Origin of the sequence: Catenulispora sp. MAP12-49 (genome assembly GCF_041262705.1) — a bacterium.
GTDB lineage: Bacteria > Actinomycetota > Actinomycetes > Streptomycetales > Catenulisporaceae > Catenulispora.
The window spans coordinates 28,780-48,342 of sequence record NZ_JBGCCP010000001.1 but is presented as its reverse complement, the minus strand read 5'-3'; the positions used below and the strand labels follow the sequence as shown (position 1 = coordinate 48,342).

General features: G+C 66.6%; 16 protein-coding genes and 2 pseudogenes. 9 read left to right on the top strand and 9 right to left on the bottom strand.

The features are described from left to right. Positions 1 to 81 precede the first annotated feature (81 nt). Positions 82 to 1,914 carry a tetratricopeptide repeat protein gene (locus ABIA35_RS00205; protein WP_370355983.1) on the bottom strand — a complete coding sequence of 611 codons (1,833 nt, stop codon included), beginning with the start codon at positions 1,912 to 1,914 and terminating at the stop codon, positions 82 to 84. 459 nt (positions 1,915 to 2,373) lie between these two features. Between ABIA35_RS00205 and ABIA35_RS00200 the strand changes: the two genes are divergently transcribed. Together ABIA35_RS00200 and ABIA35_RS00195 are read left to right on the top strand one after the other, a co-directional pair. Further along, entirely contained in the window at positions 2,374 to 2,691 is a 318-nt protein-coding gene (locus ABIA35_RS00200) for a putative quinol monooxygenase (protein ID WP_370355981.1), read from the top strand. A 623-nt stretch (positions 2,692 to 3,314) separates the two neighbouring features. Next, positions 3,315 to 4,382, top strand: a pseudogene (locus ABIA35_RS00195) (integrase core domain-containing protein). 260 nt (positions 4,383 to 4,642) lie between these two features. Here the strand turns inward: ABIA35_RS00195 and ABIA35_RS00190 are convergent. Then, positions 4,643 to 5,359, bottom strand: coding sequence for a YidB family protein (locus tag ABIA35_RS00190; RefSeq protein ID WP_370355979.1), 717 nt, complete (start codon positions 5,357 to 5,359; stop codon positions 4,643 to 4,645). Positions 5,360 to 5,534: 175 nt separating this feature from the next. Between ABIA35_RS00190 and ABIA35_RS00185 the strand changes: the two genes are divergently transcribed. Both ABIA35_RS00185 and ABIA35_RS00180 read left to right on the top strand, forming a co-directional pair. Continuing rightward, positions 5,535 to 6,035 (top strand): YegP family protein, encoded by a 501-nt coding sequence (locus ABIA35_RS00185; protein ID WP_370355978.1) that lies wholly within the window; start codon positions 5,535 to 5,537, stop codon positions 6,033 to 6,035. Between the two features lie 1,336 nt (positions 6,036 to 7,371). Further along, positions 7,372 to 8,442 carry an integrase core domain-containing protein gene (locus tag ABIA35_RS00180; protein ID WP_370355976.1) on the top strand — a complete coding sequence of 357 codons (1,071 nt, stop codon included), beginning with the start codon at positions 7,372 to 7,374 and terminating at the stop codon, positions 8,440 to 8,442. 134 nt (positions 8,443 to 8,576) lie between these two features. Here the strand turns inward: ABIA35_RS00180 and ABIA35_RS00175 are convergent, their stop codons facing one another. Next, positions 8,577 to 8,744: a hypothetical protein gene (locus ABIA35_RS00175; protein ID WP_370340135.1), complete on the bottom strand. Its 168-nt coding sequence runs from the start codon at positions 8,742 to 8,744 to the stop codon at positions 8,577 to 8,579. A gap of 195 nt (positions 8,745 to 8,939) precedes the next feature. On the opposite strand from ABIA35_RS00175, the gene ABIA35_RS00170 reads away from it, so the two are divergent. Continuing rightward, complete coding sequence (locus ABIA35_RS00170) at positions 8,940 to 9,461, top strand: hypothetical protein (RefSeq protein ID WP_370340136.1); 522 nt, start codon at positions 8,940 to 8,942, stop codon at positions 9,459 to 9,461. 47 nt (positions 9,462 to 9,508) lie between these two features. Here the strand turns inward: ABIA35_RS00170 and ABIA35_RS00165 are convergent, their stop codons facing one another. The 4 genes from ABIA35_RS00165 to ABIA35_RS00150 form a co-directional block, all read right to left on the bottom strand. Further along, positions 9,509 to 12,460, bottom strand: coding sequence for an AAA family ATPase (locus ABIA35_RS00165; RefSeq protein WP_370355975.1), 2,952 nt, complete (start codon positions 12,458 to 12,460; stop codon positions 9,509 to 9,511). Between the two features lie 259 nt (positions 12,461 to 12,719). Continuing rightward, positions 12,720 to 13,022, bottom strand: coding sequence for an Lrp/AsnC family transcriptional regulator (locus ABIA35_RS00160; RefSeq protein ID WP_370355974.1), 303 nt, complete (start codon positions 13,020 to 13,022; stop codon positions 12,720 to 12,722). 168 nt (positions 13,023 to 13,190) lie between these two features. Next, positions 13,191 to 14,024, bottom strand: a complete 834-nt coding sequence (locus tag ABIA35_RS00155; protein ID WP_370355973.1) for an enoyl-CoA hydratase/isomerase family protein — start codon at positions 14,022 to 14,024, stop codon at positions 13,191 to 13,193. Further along, complete coding sequence (locus tag ABIA35_RS00150; protein WP_370356629.1) at positions 14,021 to 14,665, bottom strand: low temperature requirement protein A; 645 nt, start codon at positions 14,663 to 14,665, stop codon at positions 14,021 to 14,023. Before ABIA35_RS00150 ends, ABIA35_RS00155 begins: the two co-directional genes overlap by 4 nt. 71 nt (positions 14,666 to 14,736) lie before the next feature. Here ABIA35_RS00150 and ABIA35_RS00145 point away from each other — a divergent pair. Both ABIA35_RS00145 and ABIA35_RS00140 read left to right on the top strand, forming a co-directional pair. Next, positions 14,737 to 15,810: pseudogene (locus ABIA35_RS00145) on the top strand (integrase core domain-containing protein). A 45-nt stretch (positions 15,811 to 15,855) separates the two neighbouring features. Continuing rightward, positions 15,856 to 16,158, top strand: coding sequence for a hypothetical protein (locus tag ABIA35_RS00140; RefSeq protein WP_370340140.1), 303 nt, complete (start codon positions 15,856 to 15,858; stop codon positions 16,156 to 16,158). 63 nt (positions 16,159 to 16,221) lie between these two features. Here ABIA35_RS00140 and ABIA35_RS00135 read toward each other — a convergent pair whose 3' ends face one another. Further along, complete coding sequence (locus tag ABIA35_RS00135) at positions 16,222 to 16,794, bottom strand: DUF6461 domain-containing protein (protein WP_370340141.1); 573 nt, start codon at positions 16,792 to 16,794, stop codon at positions 16,222 to 16,224. 171 nt (positions 16,795 to 16,965) lie between these two features. Here ABIA35_RS00135 and ABIA35_RS00130 point away from each other — a divergent pair, with 171 nt between their 5' ends. Together ABIA35_RS00130 and ABIA35_RS00125 are read left to right on the top strand one after the other, a co-directional pair. After that, positions 16,966 to 17,331: a hypothetical protein gene (locus ABIA35_RS00130; protein ID WP_370340142.1), complete on the top strand. Its 366-nt coding sequence runs from the start codon at positions 16,966 to 16,968 to the stop codon at positions 17,329 to 17,331. Further along, complete coding sequence (locus ABIA35_RS00125) at positions 17,328 to 17,921, top strand: hypothetical protein (protein ID WP_370340143.1); 594 nt, start codon at positions 17,328 to 17,330, stop codon at positions 17,919 to 17,921. Before ABIA35_RS00130 ends, ABIA35_RS00125 begins: the two co-directional genes overlap by 4 nt. 427 nt (positions 17,922 to 18,348) lie before the next feature. On the opposite strand, the gene ABIA35_RS00120 is transcribed toward ABIA35_RS00125, so the two are convergent. Then, entirely contained in the window at positions 18,349 to 18,900 is a 552-nt protein-coding gene (locus ABIA35_RS00120) for a DUF4429 domain-containing protein (protein ID WP_370340144.1), read from the bottom strand. Between the last annotated feature and the right edge of the window lie 663 nt (positions 18,901 to 19,563).

Sequence of the window (19,563 nt, the reverse complement as noted above, 5' to 3'; positions counted from 1 at the left end):
TCTCAGAGAGCGATGACTGTCGCCCCGATCGCGGCAGTCCTCCGGCATCTGAACCGTGATCAAAGAATCGGGGTTTCTCTGTCAGCGACGACCGAAGAGTTTGCGCCGGGGTGCCGGTGCGCCGCCGGCCGCCGTCCAGCTGCAGGACTTTGTCAGCCGCTCCAGCGACTCGAGGATCTCGACGCGTCGGGTCCGTCCGGCCTGTGCTGCTGCCTGGTAGCGAGCCGTCACATGGTGAGCGACGTCGGCGCGGGTTTCCGGATGCGTCCAGCCGACGGTGACGAGGGCCATAGCGGCCGCTTCGCAGATCCAGTCTTCCGTGCCGTCGAGCAGGTCCAGGAGTGTTTCGCGGCGATCTGAGGTGGGCCAAGGCTGGTCGGTGCGGTAGTGGGCGATGCCTGTGCAGGCCAATACTTGGACGGCGCGGACCCAGAAGTCCGGGTACTTGGCGGCGAGGTTGTCCGGCCAGGGTGCGTCCACCGGCGACGGGGGGTGGACGAGCAGGCCGATCAGGTCGTCGAGCGGGAGTCCTGCGAGCGCGGCCGCGTGGTCGTACAGCGCCGGAGGTGTGCCCCAGTGATGCGTCGCCAGCTCGTGGGCAAGGTCTGCCGCCTTTTGTGACGGCGCCGGCACCGCCGGGTACGGGACGGTCTCCTCGAAGCGCCAAGGCTGGATGTGGACCGGGCGGGTCGGGAGCCGTGGGTCCGGCTCGTGGACCTTCTCGTGTTCGACGAAGAAGTTGGGTGCGACCAGTCGGCCGGTGAGGACAGAGCTTGGTGCTTCCATAGCCGACAGACGTATGCCGACGCGGTTTTCGGTGCCGGGATCGTCGCTCTCCATCAGCTGCCGAACACCCTTGACCGTCGCCTCACCCGCGTAGTCGTCGCGCCCGAGCCAGGGCTTGTCGGCACACAGCTGCTGGAGGAGGTGGCCCGCGTAGCCGTGGCCGGGGTTGTGGCGCAGATGGTCATGGAGGGCGACAAGGTGGGCGGCGTCCGCGTCGAGCCGATAGCGCAGCGCGAGGATGGCCGGCGCGGCCTTCTCGTGGTTCGGAGCGCTCTTCAGGACGCGTTCCAGCACGGCGATACCCTCGGCCGGACGGTCGGCCGAGCCGAGGAGCTCGGCGAGCTCGACGGCCAACGTGCTCTGCGACCAATCCGCACGGACCACCTTCTGCAGGACGTCGATCGCCTCCTCGACGCGACCGGCGCGACGCAGAGCGCTGCCGAGCATGGCCGCGCCGAGGGCGTCCCGGTCGGGGCCGTAACGGATGTCGGAGGCAGTCTTCGCCCAGGCGATCGCCGTGTCGAGGTCGTCCATCCGCCGGGCCAGGCTGGAGGCCATACAGACCATCGCCTTCTGCTCGGGATGCTGCGCAACGACCTCCCGCACGAGCGCGTAGTACGGCGCGACGTACGACCGCCTAGGCTCCGGCGCGGGGTCGCCGATGGCCTGTGTGACATGGGCCAGCGCGGTGCCCACCTGCGCGGGGTCCAGTGCGGCCGCGGCAGCCGGCGTGGCCAGCGCTTCGAGCCATGCCACCGAGGCCCATGGCAGATCCGGCACCGCGCCGATGATCGCCCCGAGCAGGAACACCGCCTCGCTGGTCCGCCCGACCGCCGCCAGCACAGCCGCACGACACGCATGGCTGCCGGCGTAGGTGACGGACTGCGGGAACAGGTCGAGCGCGGACTGCGCGCCACCGGCCTCGGCAACCAACTCGGCGAGGACTTCGTACGCCTCGGGCAGCGCCGGATCGGCGCCGACCGCATCGCCGACGTGCTTCGCGGCGTGCACGAGATCGCCGCTGTCGAGGATGAGCCGCGCGACGGCGACCTCGCCCTCAGCGTTCAACCGCTCGCACGAACCGTCGTCGCAGTGGTTCGTGTGGTGATGGTTGCCGGCTGCTGCCATGTCGTCCACGCTGCTGCGACCGTCTCCGTGATGCCCGACTGTGCGGGAAGCGCTGATCTTGAAGGTTGCAGATTAGCCGTGGATCGGCTTCGCCCGGGGGGCTTTGGCGAATTCACGTTCGACGGGAGGGCTCTGTCACCGTCGACTGACCGAGCGCCGCGCGGTCGATCTGCCGCCTCATTGCCACGCGCCGACGATATCCGCCTCTGATTATCGATCAGTGGCTGAGCCGTCGGGCCGTGTCCAGACTCTGCGGCATGAGCGCGGCGACTCTGGTGTCCGGGGCGAGCGTCGCCGGGCCGGATCGTGCTGCTCGGCGGCCTGGCGGTGGTGTCCGAGCACGTGCTGGCCAGCGAGCCGGCTCAGTTCGGCGCTGAGCGTGCGTTTCGTGAGCCCGGCACACCGTCCCAGTTGTCTTACAAAAGAGCATTGCAGAGCCAGCGAGTCGGGAGATCGAATATGAAAAAGGGCCAACCCGGAGTGGTTCTGCGGTTCCAGGCCAAGCCGGGCAAGGGTGACGAACTGTTCAAGCTCATCACCGACCTGCACTACACCGGCGACCCCGACGAGCCGGTCGATTGGGTGCTGAGCCGGGACGCGGCTGACCCGGACGTAATGTGGGCGTTCGAGTTCTACCGCGACCAGGAGTCGTTCGACCGCCACTACTCCGACCCCACACTGGACAAGCCGCACCAGCGCGTCTTCGACCTGCTCGCCGAAGAGGACGGAGTGGACTCCTCGATCCGCGTCAGCGTCCACGTCGTCGCCTCGAGTTGAGCACTGGCCGAGCCTGAGGAGGGCGACGTGGAGCCGGAAACGGATGACGCGGGAGAGACCGAGGAAGACCCCAACTGGGACAAGAAGTGAGACCAGTGTCCTGGCGAGGCACGCAAAAGAGTTGTTGACCATTGCAGGGCTCCGCCGATCCGGCTGCACGACGTGCGCCACGGCGTCGCCACCCACCTGCTTACCTGTGCGTGCCGACAAAGTCATCCATGCAGGTCAGGACTCCTTCCAGTACTCGTGGATGACACCTCCGTGTCTGGTATTTCGCCGGGCTCGGAAGGCATCGAGATCGACGACGGGCCCTGGTATCCCCGGGTGTGCCGCGGCCTGAGCGTGTGGCTGACTCGAGGCCGAAAGGGGCCAGGGGGGCCGTGGGGGGACCGGGCGTCGCGGTGCGGTGCGATACCGGACGACACGATGCGCTACAGAGGGGCAGACGGAATACGTCCAGAACGGCAGGATCCGACAGGGTGCAACGCAGAATAGCGATGTAAAGCCTCTGATCTAATGGGCTACGGATCAGAAGGTTAGGGGTTCGAATTGAGGGGTTCAACAACGCCGCCGTGGCGTTCACCTGGGACGTTTCGGTCCGGCGTGGCGTCTGTTGCGCGATGATGGACGGTCGTGTCCCTCGTCTGGTGTACCTCCTGTTCTGTCGGATAGCGTCCTGGCTGGTGCTGCTGGGTCGTAGCGGCGCGGCCAAGGATGTCCGAGCTGCTCGTGCTGCGCCATGAGGTCGCGGTCCTACGCGGGACCAACCCGAAACCGCGGCTGGACCGGGCTGACCGCGTGCTGTTCGCAGCCTTGATCCGGTTGCCACCCAAGCACCTTCGCGCCCACCGGCTGGTCACCCCGGGAACGGTGTTGCGCTGGCATCGGCGGTTGATCGCAGCAAAGTGGCGCCAGCCCCGCCCGCCTGGACGCCCACCGATCAGCGAGGAACTCGCCGCGCTGATCCTGCGGCTGGCCCGCGACAATCCGTCGTGGGGCTACACCCGCGTCCAAGGCGAGCTGCGGCGTCTGGGCCACCGGGTCGCGGCGACCACCATCCGCAAGGTGCTGCGACGCCACCGGGTCCCGCCCGCCCCGCTGCGGGACGACGGCCCGACGTGGCGCGCGTTCCTGAAAGCCCAGGCAACGACGATTCTGGCGACCGACTTCTTCCAGATCGAAACGGCCACGCTCAAGCGTCTGTATGTGTCCTTCGTTCTGGAGGTGGGGACTCGGCGCGTGCATGTCCTCGGCATCACCGAGCATCCCACCGCGGCCTGGGCGACCCAACTGGCCAGGGACTTCCTGGCCGACGCCGGCGAGCGAGCCGACCGCTTCCGGTACCCGATCCGGGACCGCGACTCCATCTTCACCGACGCGTTCGCCTCGGTGAACATCGAGATCAAGAAGTCCGCGCCGCAGACCCGAAGATGAACGCCTTCGCCGAACGCTGGGTGAAGACCGTCCGCGCCGAGTGCACCGACCGGATGCTCATCGTCGGTGAGCGCCACCTGCGCGTAGTCCTGGACCAGTACACCGAGCACTACAACGCCGGCCGAACCCACCAAGGCGACGGTTTGGATCTACGAGCACCGTTGGACGACCCGAACGTCATTCCGTTCCCAGCCCAACGGATCATCCGAACGAAGATCCTCGGCGGTCTCTTCAACGAATACGACACCGCAGCATAACCCCAGCTCAACGCCTCGGCAGAGCTATTGAACCCCACAGGCACACCACCGACGTCCTAGCCTGGTGGGGCTTGCCGGAGCTGGCCGACGACTGCTGCCTGGTGGTGTCCGCGGGGCGTGGGCTGGCGATCGCGCCACCGGCACGCTCCCAGAGCGCCATCCGCCTGACCGCCAGGGTATGTGAGTGGCGGGATGGGGCCAGCATCCAGGCTGCCCGGTGTCGGCCCCCTGAGGGACAGACACCGGGCAGCGGATGTCGCCTACATGGACGAGCGGCGGTCTCCCACGCCTGCCTTGCTGGCTGCGTTACCGCCACCGGCGGCCATGCCGGACAGGACGGGCTGGTCCGGGAGCTGGCCGTCAGGTGTCATCTTGTCCACCAGCGTGGGCAGCTTCTGTGAGATGTTCTGCGCGGCCTGCTCCGGGGTCACCCCGGTCTGGTCTGCGATCTTGGCGAGCTGCTCGTTGCCCAGCGCCTGCGTGACCTGCTCGGGGGTGACGGGCTTGTTCTCGCCCTTCCCGATCCAGGACTGGAATTGTTCGGAGATGCTGCTGTTCTTGAGCTTGTTGAACATGCCGCCGATGTCGCCGCCGACGGTCTTCTTCACCTGGTTGATCGTCTTGCCGATCCCGCTCTGCTGGCCCATCTCGCTCATGACGCCTCTGCTTTCTGTGAGTGCCCCTGCACGAGCCTGGGACAACACCGCACGACACGCTTGCGCAGACAGCCATCCGAGCGATGGCGCTGCGGGCCGGATCCGCCTGGTGGGCCCGCGCTGACCCGCGAACGCCCCGGCATCCACATGAGCCTGCGGACGTGCCAGATTGCCTTGCCGTCGATTCGTCCAAACGAATGAACGCCCCCGACGCCCAACGCGGTTGACATGAAAGGCGTCGGCGTGTGTCCCCGCAGTGGTCTCGCAGCCTGCTGAGTCAGACTCGAGAGTCGTTGCGTAGCAAAGGAAATGCCGCCCCATCGCTCTCGACGGGTGCAAGGCCGGCTCAGCGGGTTCGACCGTCCGGTATCGGCAGAGAACGAATCACCGCCCCGCGAAGGGGCGCCCATTTGGTGCGCAGACCAGGACGGAATGGGACTGTTCGTTTTGGATGAAGACCGGCCGAGGGCTGGTCCCATACGCAAGGAGGCAGCAAATGCCGGCTACATTCGTGCTCCGAAAACGCGCGGGCAAGTTCAGCTTCGACATGGTCGCGGGAAACGGGGCGGCAATCGCCAAATCCGTCGCCTACAGCAGCAAGCGCGCCGCGATGAACGGGATCACGCTGATCCAGACTGCGGTCAAGGCAATCGAGGACAAGACTGAGAAACCGACCACGTCCGCCAGCAGGACGACCACGACCACCGGCAAGCGCACCGCGACCAAGGCGCCGGCCAAACGCGCAGGCGGGAAGACAACCGCCAGGAAGGCCACCGCCAAGCCGGCCAAGTCGAAGAGCACGGTCAAGCGTGCAACGAGCAAGACCGTAGCCAAGAACGGGAAGGCTCCGGCCAAGCAGACGACGCTCAAGCGGACCGGGGTCAAGCCGCGCGTCGCGATATCCAGTACACGGCCGCGCGCCACCTCGAAGACGGTCGGCTCCACCGTGAAGCGCACCACGGCCGCTGCGAAACGGACGATGGCGCGATCGCGCTGATGACGGCCGCGGGTTGCGCAAGACAACGACTCGAGGGCCTCGAACCCGACCAGGTCCGAGGCCCTCGAGTCGAAGCCAATCGCGGCTTCTCCCACGCCTTCGGGTGGTGTGCTCGATGTACGGGTGAGAGCGGCGGCCGACTCTGCCCCGGCCGTCGGGGTCGCAGCGGCCGGGATCGAGCGCCGCTGGCCTGGCGGCCGCTCTCGCCTGCGGGGCGGCCCGGACACTGCAGACTGCTGTACTCGGGTGAGGAATCCGGAGACCGGCATCTTATGGCCCGTGGGCGGGGCGGTCGACGTACTCGTACACGAGCTAACGGCGCGCCGGTGGCCGGGGCTGCGGAGGCAAGACGTTATTTCGCTGACAACCTATGTGGACAGTCGAACGATGGCCCGTTCGTTTTCGTCTTAGGAGGTTGCGGTCCTGCGCCGGACCAACCCGAAGCCGCCAGATCACCTTGGCCAGATCAAATCGGGCACGCCGCGGACACGCCAGGCAAGACAGCGGTCTCGCCGCGTGTGGGACCGGGGCGCTGGTCACGGACACGTAGCGCGACCAGGGCCACGGCCACACAGTTCTTGCAGAAGTCGCCCTCTTGTCCGTAGGGGCAGGAACAGTCGCCGTCCAGGCGATGCCCGTCTACATGCAGCACGACCTCGTATGGCTCGGATCCGTAGACGGTCGCGGAGATCTCGCGCCCGTCCACCTGAAGACCGTCGACCTCCTCCAGATATGCCAGTCCGCGCTCGTAGCAACGGGGCGCAAGTCCTCCAACAGCAGCCCACCCAGCAGCGGCACCAGGAAAGTCTCGGCCAGGCTCCGATACGACAGAGCGGTGGCTGGGTGCAGGTTGGTGCGCTATCCAGCCATGTGCGCAGCCACTGCTCGACCGTTACGGCCTGCACTGGGGGCAAGCCGCGGCGGATCCGGGCCCGCACCTGCCCGACGTCCGGCAGCAGCCGTCCCGCGGCGATCGCGGCATGGACTGCCGTACCGATCGCCGCCCGTGCGGTCGTCGGATCGACAGCCAGCTGCGCGGCCTCCAGCAGCTTGTGGACTGCGGCCAGCTCTGCGCACGACTCGTCGCGGGTGGCGAACCCGCCGCGCCGGAGGTACGACCGGCCAGACACCGCCGACACCGGATCATCCAGCTGGAAGAACCACGAACCGTGGGTCGGACTCCAGAACCCGTCCGGGCCGTACAGCTGCGGACAGCTCGCGCCCAACTGCCCCGACCATCAGTCCCGCGCACCTGCGTGGTTCAAAAACCCTGCTATAGGGTCTCACCTGCGTGGATGCTGCCCGGGGTGGCGCCGGGTACGGGATGATGATGCTCGTGTCCGTGCGTCTGGTCTATCTTCTGTTCTGCCGGATAGCGTCCTGGCTGGTGTTGCTGGGGCGCAGCAGCGCGGCCAAGGACGTTGAGCTGCTCGTACTGCGTCATGAGGTGGCGGTGCTGCGCCTGGCCAATCCGAAGCCGCGGCTGGACTGGTCCGACCGAGCGTTGTTCGCGGCGCTGATTCGGCTGCTACCCAAGCACCTTCGCGCCCATCGGCTGGTCACACCAGGCACGCTGCTGCGCTGGCATCGGAGGCTGGTCGCGGACAAGTGGCGACAGCCTCGACCGCCGGGACGCCCGCCGATCAGCGAGGAACTCGTCGAGCTGATACTCCGACTGGCCGGCGACAATCCGTCGTGGGGCTACACCCGCATCCAAGGTGAGCTGCGGCGCCTGGGCCACCGGGTTGCCGCCGCCACCATCCGCAAGGTTCTGCGACGGCACCGGATCCCGCCCGCACCGAAACGGGACGACGGCCTGACCTGGCGTATGTTCCTGCGGGCGCAAGCCGCAACGATCCTGGCCACGGACTTCTTCCAGATTGAGACCGTCACGCTCAAACGGTTGTACGTGTCCTTTGTCTTGGAACTCTGCACCAGGCGGGTGCACATCCTTGGGATCACTGAGCATCCGACCGCGGCCTGGGTGACCCAGCTGGCCAGGAACTTTCTGGCCGACCTGGGGGAGCGGGCCGACCGGTTCCGGTACCTGATCCGGGATCGAGACTCCATCTTCACCGACGCGTTCGACGCCGTCTTCGCCGCCGAGAACATCGAGATCAAGAAGTCGGCGCCGCAATGCCCGAAGATGAACGCCTTCACCGAACGCTGGGTGAAGACTCTCCGCGCCGAATGCGCCGACCGGATGCTCATCGCCGGCGAACGTCACCTGCAGATCGTTTTGGACCAGTACGCCGAGCACTACAACGCAGGACGCTCGCATCAAGGCCATGGGTTGAACCTACGAGCACCCCTCGACGACCCGAACGTCATCCTGTTCCCGGCCCAACGGATCGCCCGAACGAAGATCCTGGGCGGCCTCATCAACGAATACGATGCCGCAGGATAAGCCCTGCTCAGCGCCTCGGCTGGCGTAGCCTTCCTGGAGGTGGTGCCGGGCTGCGGCGTCGAGGATGGGCGAAGGACCCGCATGTTCGCGGCGGCACGTCCCTGTGCTGTGCCAGAACCGGATTTTGGAGTAGCTCAGTCGAACGCGTCGGCGAAGACGGAGTCGCGGTCCCGGATCGGGTATCGGACCCTGTCAGCCCGCTGGTCGGCCTCGGCCAGGAAGTTGATGGCCAGCTGGGTCGCCCAGACTGCGGTGGCATGGTCAGTGACCCCGAGGATGTGTACGCCTGGTGCCGAGCTCAAGGATGGAGGATATCACTCGGCTGATACGCGATGTCGGCGGGTGCGGATCCATCTGCCGCTCTCGGGGAGGCCGATTACCTAATCATCGGTTAGGCAGTTTTGCGGATGTCGTTATCCAGTAATGGATGGGAGTGTTGGCGTACGGCGTTGAGGCCTGACCCCGCCGTTTCCGCAATCGAGAATGAGGTATCGAAAATGGGCCTGCGCGATCGGCTCATCGCCAAAGCGATGACGAATCTGCCTGACCACCGCAGCGCGCTGATTGAGGCCCTCGGACCGAACGAGAAACTGCTGGGATTCACGTTCAGCACACCCGTCGCGTTCGAGACGGGATCCGGCACCGGTTTCGGCACCGCCCGCCTCACCGGACTCGTCATCAACAAGGTCACCGAGCAGGTGTCCAAGGCGCGTCACATCAGTGGCGACAGCGGGAGCATCGCACGGACGCTGCCGCGCGACGCGGCCAGCCGCGTGCTGGCCATCAGCAGCTGGGGGCTGTCGATCTGGGACTTCGGGCCGACTTCGCAGACGTTCCCCCCGTCCCGACTGGTCGCAGTCGCCCGCCAGGACGTGAGATCCATTACCAGGACCGGTCAGAGCCGCGGCGGATACGTGGAGATTCGCGTGGTCTTCTCCGACGAGTCGTTCTTCGACTATCGGGCTGCGGAGCATGCCTTGTATGCGGACTTCTGGTCCGCGGTCGAGTCCTTCGCGTAAACACCCGATCCCACACTCGCGCCTGGGCCGGCTTCGCGTCGGAGGGACTATTCTGAGCCGGCGTCATCGGCTCCGAGGAGGAGGCGGGTGAGGGCCGTGCGGGAGGAGACGTTGAGTTTGTGATAGATCCTCGCGAGGTGGGCGTCCACGGTGCGTTTGCTGAGGAACAGTTGTTCCGCGACGTCCCGGCTGCGCTTGCCGGCGGTGACCAAGTCCGCGATCTGGCGCTCGCGGCCGGTGAGCAGGGCCGTGATGTCGGGCCTTGGGGATTCCGTGACTGTGTTGTCGAAGGTGGCGCTCGCTGCCAGCAGACTTTTTGCCGCCGCGGCTTCCTCACGTACTCGCACGGCACCGTGAACGTCGGCCAGGTTCATCGCTGAGGCCAGCCAGTTGGCGGCGGTCGCTGATCCGTGTGCGCCCTCGGCTGAGTGCGCGCCCACAACGAGGGTCCAGGCATGATGGATCGGCCTGCCGCCGCGCCGGAACCCGTGCGCGGCCTGCTCGAACAGTTTGGCCGCCATGGCGTGTTCGCCTTCGGCCATGTGCAGGATGGCTTGAGCACGGTCGACATGCGCTCGTTGGACGGCAAGCCCGAGTCGCTCGGCGGCGGAGTCGCCGTCGCGGGCCCAGCGCTGGGCCGCGTCGGCGTCGCCGGTGAACAGCGCGGCCGTCGACAGCATGGCCAGCAGCATCGGGTGGAAGTTGGGCTGGAACAGGTGCAGGTCCTCGCCTCCGCCTCCCTCGAGCAGGGCCTCGGTGCAGCCGGGGGCGTCTCCGCCGATGAGCCGTACCATGGCCAGTTGCATGGCTGCCGAACCTGCCCACCAGCCGGGCTGGGCGGTACGAGCGCTCTCCTCAGCGAGCGCGACGACCGCTGCGGAGTCGTGCTGGCTCCGGGTCCAGACCATCGCGCCGACCCTCATCGCTTTACTCATGCTGATCGCGTCGTCCGCGCCGGTGGCGCGGGCGGCGCGTTCCGCCTCCAGCGCCCACTGTTCGGCCTGGCTCAGCCGGCCGGCCTCCTGATCGATGTAGGAGAGACCCAGCAGGCAGTGCGCCAAGGCCTGCTGGGGTCCTCCGGCCTGTGCGAGGGCCAGACCGCGGCGGAAATGTCGCGATGCGGCGGAGTACTGCTCGGTGAACAGCTCGGTGCAGCCGAGCATGGCCAAGAGCTCGGGGGTTCGTGCGGCGGCGGAATCCGGCAGCCCGTCGACGAGTTGGGCGCTGTCGAGGAGGGCGGGCATCACGGCGGCGGTGTCTCCGAGGTAGCTGTCGCCGAACGCCGACAGGACGCGCACGGACGCGACGGATACGGCGTCGCCCTCTCCGCGGGTGCTGGCCTCGCCCCCTGTCGTGGCGGCACTCACGACTTCGCGCACCAGTGCGCGCGCTTCACGGTAGGTTCCCCGGAACACGTGCAGGAATCCGTATTCGAAGGCGAGTTCGGCGGCTGCGGCGGGCAGCGGTCGCGGCAGCGTGTGCAGGGCGGTACGCGCGGATGCCTCGGCTTCGGCGAATCGGCCGAGTTGGCGTTCGGCGGCCGCGCGGGCGGCGTAGGCCTTCAGCCGCAGGTGCTCGGCCAGATACGTGTGGTCGCGCAGGACTTCGTGGGCCATGGTCCGGGCAGCCTCGAGCCTCCCGGAGGCACTCAGGGCGCGGGAGCATTCGAGCATCAAGGTGGCTCGCTCGGCAGTCGGGCGGTCGCCACTCGGCAGGTTCTCCAGGGCCAGACCCAACCAGCGGACCGCAGTCGCCGGAGCGTCCGGGAGGACCTCCGTCGCGCCCCGGGCCAGCAGGTTGACGGCAACCGAAGCGTCCGTGCCGACGAGGTACTCAGCATGCCGTGCGAGTTGTACGGCCGGGACCCCGCGCGCCGCGAACAGGTCCAGCGCCCGCTGATGCGCGGTCAGGAGGACGGATATCGCCGCGCGTTCATGGGCGATGTGGCGCAGCAGCGGGTGCCGGAAGGCGAAGCGCCCGTTCGAGGCGACAGGACGCACCACGTCGGCCCGCACGAGGTCGCTCAGCGCGTCGAGGATCTGATCGAGGTCGTGCCCCGAGATCTCGGCGACGTCCTCCGGCCGGAACGGGTCGCCGAGCACGGCAGCCGTTTGCGCTGCGGCCGACGCGTCCGGCGTCAGGGCGTCGAGCTCCGCCGTCATCGCCACGGCTTCTCGAAGCAGTCCGTCCGCATCGGATCCGGGGCGGTCCGGCCAGTGCTCGGGCTCCCAACCTCCGGCTACAAGGACGCGCAGGTGGCGCGGGTTACCTCCGGACGCGGCGTGCAACTGCTCCGCGAACTCCGGAGAGTTGAGAGGCCTGCGGCTGGCAGAGTCGCTGGCCGGTGTCGCGTGTCGGCGCGTCGGGTCGGTGTACGGAACCCCGGCGCTGCCCTCGGAGGTACGCCAATGGTCGAGCAGCATGGCCACCGTTTCGGCGTCGAGCGGCTGCGGTTCGATGCGGATCACGCGTCCAGTCCGCGAACCATGCTCCAGCGCCTCCAGCAGCACAGAGCCGGTCCGCCGCGGCTGGTGCGCCAGAGCGAGGACCAACGGCCCGGGCGCGAGGGTCCGGACCAGCCGTGCGGCGAGTTGCGCCGAGGCTTCGTCGCACAGGTGGATGTCGTCCAACAGCAGCATCCCCCCGCTGCTGTCTGCGGCCAAGTCCGCCATCCGGGCGCGGATCGCGCGGAAGACCGCTTCGTCGTCGGTCGTTGACTGGTCGGGGCCCGGCCAGTCACCTGTGGCTTCGCGGAACACTTGGTACGCAACGGTGCTCCCGCGTATGGCGTGGGCCCGGGCCACCTGAACTCCACGCTGCCGGGCCACCTCCGCCAGCATGTTCATCAAGCGCGTCTTGCCGATCCCTGGATCCCCGGCGATCTCCACCACACTGCCCCGCCCCGATCCCAGCTCCTCCAACACCCCGACGAGCCGGCGGGTCTCGGTATCCCGTCCGACCAGCGGACCTTCGGGCCCTTGCGAAGCTGCGACGAACATGCGTGGCTCTCCAAGCTTCGCCATGAGAAGTTGTGCTCCACGGCAGACAGATCTTGCCAGCTCACACGCATTCAGTCCGTAGACGTTCAGCGTTCCGGCGGGCCGGAGGCTGCGACGGTTGAAGTGTACTCGGCGCTCAGAAGTGGGAACACGGCGGCGCATCCCAGGTGAAGCGGTGGACGTGGATGCCGAAGTAAGGGAACGACTCCACCTCCCGTACGCCGGAGATCGTCCGGATGCGGTCGTTGATCACCGCGGACTACTCGTCCATCGCGCGGCACACGACTTCGGCGAACAGATCGAAGGAACCCGCCGTGGCCACGAGATGAATCACGCTGCCGATGTCGCCGAGGGCGTCCGTGATCTCCCGGAGACTGTGATCGACCTTGATGCCGAGCAGCGCCATGACGGGCAGGCCCAGGGCGAGCGGATCGGTCACTGCGGCGATCTGCAGTACCCCGCTCGCCATCAGCCGCTGCACCCGGGTTCGGACCGCTGAGTAGTAGCCGGTTGCGCGGCCCAAGTGCCGCAGAGGGGTGAAGTCCTCCAGGACGCCGAACACGGTGCGCAGGATCGTCGTCGTTTCTGCTTTGCCGTGGTGTGGCTCGTGCGTCGCGGGGTCGCGGAAGATGACGTCCGGACCGAGCAGGTCAGGCAGCCGGTCCCAGTCGGACTGCTCGACGATGTGATGCCACTCGGTCAGCCCGGCCTGCGCCGCCGCGTGCGGGGGCTAAGCCTGCTGGTTGATGAGGCCGGCGTAGTGGCCCAGGTTTCGCTCGATCTCGTCGAGGCCGATCTCGGCGATGGCTTTGCCGAGCTGTGGCACGCGGGCCTGGAAGCCGGGCCAGGTGACCGATTCGGCGAATTCGGCCCAGGACGCTCGCAGGTCGGCGACCGGCGGCAGGGTGGAGCGGTTGATCTGTGCCTTGGCACCCAGGACTGCCGGCTTGTCGAAGGACGCGATGCGTGCGGCCGTGGCGTTGACGAGGTCGTCCAGTTCGGCGTCGGGGACGGCCCTGGTCACCCTTCCGTACTGCTCGGCGTGCTCGGCGTCGCAGTCCTGGCTGGTGAGGATCGCTTCCAGAGCGCGGTCTCGTCCCAGCAGCCGGGCCAGCCGGTCGCTGCCGCCACCGCCGGGGACGATGCCGATCGCGACCTCGGGCCGGCAGAAGAGCGCCTTCTCGCGGCTGGCGTAGCGCAGGTCGAAGGCCAGGGTGATCTCGTCCCCGCCGCCCCGGGTGCGCCCGCGGATGGAGGCGATGCTGATGAACGGGGCGCTGGTCAGCCGGGTGACGAGGTCGACCCAGGTGGGTGTGCCGTCCGCGCCGGTCAACGCCAGAAGTTCGGGTACCTGTTGGAGGTCGGCGTGGTTGAAGAAGTATTCGGGTGTGCCGCTGTCGAAGATGACGGCCTGGACCCGCTCGTCCTGACTCAGTTCGTCGAGGACGTCGAGGAGCTGGACGACGGTGTCGGCGCCGACGACGTTCACCGGCGGGTTCGAGAAGGTCACTTTGCGGATCTTCGGTGCGACGGTCTGGATGGCGAACATGCTGTGCTGGGTCATGGCTGCTCCTGTACTGGAGTTGATGAGTTTCGTGAGGGGGGATCCGTGTTTGCCATGGATAGGGTGTGCGAAGTCCTCCAGGCGGGTTGGGTGGGAGGGGCGCGCCGACCTGAGTGCTCTGATGAGATCGACTCCTCCATGGGTGCATCCCCGGCTGCGTCGCGGTCTTCGAATACGGCCAGCGCGACGACGTTGGCGGCGGCGAGGACGGCCGACAGGTAGGCCGGGGCCGTCGTCGTGATGATGCAGCTGATGACCAGGGCGGACAGTGCGACCGGCCGTGACCAGTGCAGGTCGTCGAACAGGGTGGCTCCGTGCCAGGTCTGCGTGGCGATGTAGAGGGCCGGTCCGCCGAACAGCAGCAGGTTCGTGGCGATGCCGGCGTGCCCGGTCGGGTGGGCGATGACGCGTTCGTCGGCCACGGCGGCGGCGATCATCCCGGCGACGGAGATCATGAGGCTGATGACGCCGCTGCGTCCAGCCCGCATCGGGTCCTCGGCGCGCTGGTAGTGCCGTACGACGCGCTCGGAGCGGCTGAAGAACAGCCAGAACAACGCGACCGTGCCGGTGAGCGCCACAGTGCCGGTCAGAAGAGTCATCGGTCGGTACGGCGCCACGGTGAGCGCGGCGCCGGTGGTCAGGACCGTGTAGTGGTCGAATGCTCGGCCAGTGGGGTTGACCTGGTGTTTCGGTGCAGTCAGGATCAGTGTTCGTGGTCGTGTCGCTGGTCTACAGGGTGTTGGTGACCGTGGTGTCGTGGCTGGTGCTGCTGGCCCGGTCGCAGGCGTCGAAGGATTCGGAGATACTGGCGCTGCGTCATGAGGTGGCGGTGCTGCGCCGGACCAATCCGAGACCGCGTCTGTCCTGGCTGGATCGGGCCGTGCTCGCTGCGCTGGCCCGGGTCCTGCCGAAGCGGCTGCGTGAGCGTCGGATCGTTACGCCAGGCACGCTGCTGCGCTGGCACAAGCGTCTCGTGGCCAAGAAGTGGACCCAGCCCAAGGCGCCGGGTCGTCCGCCGATCGGCGAGGAGCTGGTGGACCTGATCGTGCGGCTGGCGTGCGAGAATCGTCGGTGGGGCGTGGTCCGGATCCAGGGCGAGCTGCGTCGGCTCGGGCACCGGGTCGCGGCCTCCACCATCCGCAAGATTCTGCGTGGCCACCGGATCGGTCCGTCGGCACAGCACGACGACAGCTGGCGCAGGTTCCTGCGGGCCCACGCCGACACCGTGCTCGCGACGGACTTCTTTCACGTCGACTGTGCCGTCACGTTGACGCGGCTGTACGTCGCGTTCGTGATCGAGCACGGCACCCGCCGGGTGCACCTGCTGGGGATCACCCGGTATCCCACCGCAGCCTGAGCCACTCAACTCGCGCGGGAACTCGCCGCCGGCCTGGACGGAGCCCGACACCGCTTCACCCACCTGATCCGGGACCGGGACGCGAAGTTCGCCGCCGCGTTCGACACGGTGTTCACCTCGATCGGCGTCCAGATCGTGAAGTCCGCGCCGCAGGCCCCGCGGATGAACGCGTTCGCCGAGCGCTTCGTGCGCACCGTGCGTGCCGAGTGCACCGACCGGATGCTCATCGCCGGCGACCGCCACCTGCGTACCGTGCTGGAACAGTTCATCGCGCACTACAACGCCGGCCGCTCCCATCAAGGAGAGGGCATGGGGCTGCGCGCCCCGAACGACGGCCCGAACGTGATCGCGTTCCCCGCGCGAACCGACCGGATCCGGCGCCGAGCCGTGCTTGGCGGGCTGATCCACGAATACGAACGAGCCGCGTGAAAGGCCAGCTCACAGTCAGTGGCCAAGCTTTCGACCACTACAGGCATGCCCAACTCCGGCGTGACCTCCGGCGACCAGTGCGGCCAGTTCTACGCCGCGCCCATCAACAGCACCACATGGACGCTGTACAACGACGACCGGTATCCGCTTCCGACATGGTTTGAAAAGTGTGGACGGGCCAGCATCCCGAACGATCAAAACACCGGAGCGCTCGCGCCGTTTGGGCGAACTGGAGGATTCGTCCCCTACAACCGAATGCTCGATAAGGATCCCTTCTGGCTTGCCACACCGGGATTCGACCACTGCACCACGGCAGACACCACCTGCACTTATCAGCAGGGCTCCTAGGAATCAGTAGGTGAGGGGAGACGCCGCAAGCGGTGTCTCCCCTCACTACCTACCGAGATTTCTCTACCTGTCCAGTAGTTCGAGGGGTGGCGTACCGCTTGTGGCGATGAGTCTCAGCTGACCGTTCTCCACGGCATCGCGAGGCAGTGAGAGCGCGAAATACTTCTCCAAAATGCCCAACGACATGGCGACTCGCTGACCAAGACGTTCCCTGCCAACTTGCAAGTAGTCGCCTGTCGGCATGAGGATTCCCGCCGCCCTCATCTCCTCGTTCAGGAGGTCGGGATCGGTTCCCCAGCGCTGCCACTCTTCGCCGAGCCCGTAGGAGCAACGGAGCGCACCGTCAGCAGCGTAAGAAAACATCGGTGGAGGGTGAGATACCTGGGGGTCAAGATTCACAGCTTCGACGCCGCCGTGCGAAATCTCTTTCAGCGCCTCGACTTGCGTACCCCGAGATACCCCGTATTCAACAGCAAACACCCAGGCGCCTGAAACGCCGAGTCGGGCAACTCCGACATCGCCATTGAATACCAGGCTCCCTGCTTCCGCGTCCGTCGCCTCAGCCTGGGATGCGGACGGCACAGCACCGAGTCGTATGGCAAACTCCTCCAACTCGATTCCTCGGGCGAAGGTCACACTGCCATACCACCAGTCGGACTCCGCAATCCACCGTATTCCAAATGCTCTCAAATGGATTCACTCCTGAGGTGCTTGTACTTCGGCGTGTCGAAGGCGCGTTCGCGAACCCCGTTCTGACCCGGGCTCTTGGCAGGGGTGGGGATCTGCAGCAGCTCGGGGCGGGATGCTATGAACCTCGCGAGCGCGACAACCCTGAACGCGCTTGCGGGGTTCAACAACTCAGCCACGTGGGTTGAGCTGCGGCGCGGCGGTCCGATAGGCGACCATCTCTACCTCACCTTTGGTGGGATCCTGGCCTGGCTGGTCCTCATGTCCCGCTCGGATGCGGCGAAGAACGCCGAGATCCTGGTGTTGCGGCACGAGGTCGCTGTGCTGCGACGCGGAACTCCGAGACCACGCCTGAACCGGGTCGGCCGTGCGATTCCGGCCGCCTTGATCCGGCTGCTTCCGAAAACGCTCCTTCGCCACCGAACCATCACCCCGGTCACGACTTCACTGTCCGGCTCCCAGACGGCCGCCGCGTCGGCCTGGTGAAGGAGATCCGGCACCCTGGCCGTGAGCGTTCCGGGTTCGCCGGTTCCTGGGAGCTTCCCGGACTCACCCATTCCTGGCACCTCACGCTTTCTGCCAACCCTCAGGCGTCGATCAGAAGGTTCTACGCCGAGGCTGCTGGGCTGCTGAACGCGGTCCCGCAAGACGCCCCAGGTCGATTCCGGCCACGCCACGACAGCGATCTGTATCGACTGGGCGTGCGAGCTGTATTCGAACTCCCTAATGTGCGACCGCCTCAGGTCATCTGCGCCCCCGAGGAAGACACCTTCGATCCGGCAGTGCTCAACGAGCCCACAGGCCAGCTGGTTGTCCACGCCATAGAGCAGCACATCAGAGAAAACGTAGAGAAACTCGAGCAGGCCGAGGCCGACGAGCGACACCTGTTCCTGTGGCTCGACTTCCCCGAGCAGCGAACGCTGGCAAACCTGGGATTCACCGCCACCCCTACAGTGCTCCCAAGCCTTCCTATTTCGATCACCGCCGTCCGGGTCGCTGAATCTATGATCCCCGGCCGGGTATCGTTCTACCGCCGAGACCGGGGGTGGACCGACCTCGGAACCTGGTCGGAATAGGTCTCAGCATCAAGGAAGTCGTTGGGCGTGCTCGGGAGGTCGAGCGCTCCTGACACTGCGCTCCAGCCATGAAGACTTCGAGGTGCTGACGAAGATCCGGGTCGACTTGAGTTCAGGTGAACGAAGTTGCGCGGTTCATGCGATCAAGAACCTGGCAGGTCCATGTGGCCCGACCTGGGGGGATGAAATATTCGGCACCCTGTGGGGCTCCCATACGAAAGTGTACGCCGCGACGCCGCCGGCTTACGTGACCTTCCTACGGGATGCTGACCAGCACGCGGTGCCGGGTCGTGAGGCTAGGCGCTCTGCGGTTCGAGGACTCACCAGTCCTCGCACGGATCAATTCCTAGTGAAACGACCAGGGCTTGAAGCAACTGAAACCGACCTGGTAGAGACTGAGATCAACTTGACGAACCGCCAGATAGCGCTACAGCCCGAGCAGCTTCGCCTTAGCTGCCGCAAACTCTTCCTCGCTGAGGTGTCCCTGCTCCATTAGCTGTGCGAGGTTCCCGATCTGGTCGGCAAGGGAGGGCTCCTGAGCTCGCAGGGTTGACGGAGTCCACCCAGGCGGCGGAGGGGGTGGCATGGTCCATCCGGAAGTCGTCGCAGCCGTCCTGTTGCGTAGGGCAGTTTCGATCGCGTCGCGGACCCGCCGGAAATCGCTGCTGTGGAGTGTGAAATCAACGGTCAGCGGGTCATTCGAAGATCGCATGCTGTTCCGGCGTGGCGCCACAGTACCGGCGACCAGGATGGTGATCCGCCCATGGTTGGCCCCGGTCGGCTTGAAGTCCACGCCCGTGACCTGCTCGATTGGGACCGTGGTCGTGCCGCTTCCGCTCAGTCCCCGAGCGAGAATACCGCCCCTCGTGATGGTGATGGCGCGCCCGTCGAAGCTGATTTGCCCGGTCCTGCCCTTCGCGGAGACGGCCCGAACATGCCTGGCGACGTACTCATGAGCTCCCCTCGGTAAGGACGGCACCCAGCAGCGTACGTCCTCTGTTATCCCGTCGCGCGGGCTTGCACGAGGCCCTAGACGTCACAGAAAGAGCCGACGCCATGTACGGGTCCGGCAGGCCCGGTCGCTCGCCAAGAAGTAGGGGGCTGCGTCGGCCGGAGTGTTGCAGGCTTCGCTCTGAGTCGGCGGTCATAGTTAGGCCTGGTCCTGTGCGGCTCTGGTTACAGAACCAGCCGATGCGAGTCTGTTCCCGGACTGTTCCCGGACACTTTGACCGAGACGCTCGGCAGAAGACGGCACGGTGAGAGCCGCACCAATCCGGCTTGGCCTCGCCGGGCGCATAGCGGCATGGCTCGTGAGCTGGCGATACGCATTTTCAGGGGTCTGGGCCGCTGATCGGGCCGCCGCGAACGCCACGGCACGCGGCGGTACCGGAATCGTGGCCGAGGCCGAGATCACGTACGGAGTCGGTACGGTTGTTCCCGGGCCGTTCCCGGACACCGGAAACATTCCTGGGATTCCAACGGATTGCCCGAGGGCTGGAGTCAAAGTGTCAGTGGTTCGAATCGCTCTCAAACGAGAACCGCCAGGTCAGCGGGGCTGACCTGGCGGTTCATCGAACGTGCGCACGAAGGGATTCGAACCCCTAACCTTCTGATCCGTAGCCGCATCAAGATCCTTATATAA